Genomic DNA, 1241 nt, shown 5'->3' with positions numbered 1-1241 from the left:
GGGGCCCAGGGCGCAGCCCCCCGGGGCGGGCCCAGGGGCGGGGGGGTCGGGACGCGTTCCAGCGCAGCGACCCGACGCCGGGGCCCTCGCGGAGCACCGCCACCGTGCCGACCCGACGGTCGTCCACCTCGATGGCGAAGCCTGTGACGTCGTCGTTGCCGGACGTCGGGACGAGCCGGAGGTCGCCGTCGCGCAGGTCGTCGCTCATGGCGTCGACCCTAGCGACTCTCAGCCGACCGGGCCCTCGCGCAGCGTGACGCTCGTCTGGTGGGACGTGCCGGTCGGGTCGGTCCAGGACAGCCGCACGGAGTCGCCCGGCTCGTGCGCGTCGATCGCCGTCCCGAGGGCGTCCGCGCCGTCGACGCGCGTCCCGTCCACCGCGGTGACGGTGGACCCGGCCTCGATCCCGGCGGCCTGCGCCGCGGAGCCGTCGACGGTGCCGACGACCACCGCACCCGCCCCGGTGTCCTGCAGCTGCACGCCGAGGAACGCGTCCGGGCCGACGCTCACGCTGCCGGACTCGTCGCCAGCCAGCACCTGGTCGACGACCTCGAGCGCCGTGGCGACGGGCACGGCGTAGCCGGTGACGTCCGCGCTGCCGGTGGACGCCGCGGTGTCCATGCCGACGACCTCGCCGTCGTCGTCGTACAGCGGACCGCCGGAGTCGCCGGCCACGATGTCGGCGTCGACCTCGATCAGGCCGCTCAGCGTGGAGGTGGTGCCGGTGGCCTCGTCGCCGACGTCGATCGTCCGGTCCGTGGCGGTCACGGTGCCGGCCGCCGCCGTCGCCTCGCCGGTGCCGCCGGCGTTGCCGACGCCGACCACGGCGTCGCCGACCTGCACGGCCTCGTCGGTGTCGGTGGTGACGGTCGCCAGCCCGGACGCGTCCTCGAGCCGCAGCACCGCGACGTCGGCCTCGTCGTCGTGGCCGAGCACCTCGGCCTCGTACGTCCGGCCCGTGGCGGCGACCTCGACGGAGACCTCGGTCGCGCCCTCGACGACGTGGTGATTGGTGAGCACGAGCCCGTCGGAGGTGAGGACCATCCCGGTGCCGGCGCCCTCGCCGTCGGTCGTGGTCGAGGTGATGAGCACGACGCCGGTCTGCTGCGCGTCCGTGGCCGGGGTCGCCTCGGTGCTGGTCGACGGACGGCCGAAGGTGCCGCCCGGCACGTCCGGGGACGTGGTGCCGCCGAACGGGTCCGTGCCCGCCTCGGGCGCGCGGACGCTCGCGCCGCGCCGTG

2 protein-coding genes are annotated in these 1241 nt (G+C 76.4%); both read right to left on the bottom strand.

The annotated features are described in order from the left end of the window. On the bottom strand, positions 1-208 hold a 208-nt coding region (locus tag AC2W7G_RS16660), incomplete at its 3' end, for a hypothetical protein (protein WP_485869420.1). Positions 209-228: 20 nt separating this feature from the next. After that, the coding region (locus tag AC2W7G_RS16655; protein WP_485869419.1) for a S1C family serine protease at positions 229-1241 on the bottom strand (1013 nt) is incomplete at its 5' end.

The organism is Aeromicrobium sp. PFPM2_SD2, from assembly GCF_057364525.1.
This window is presented reverse-complemented; position numbering and strand designations above follow the sequence as displayed.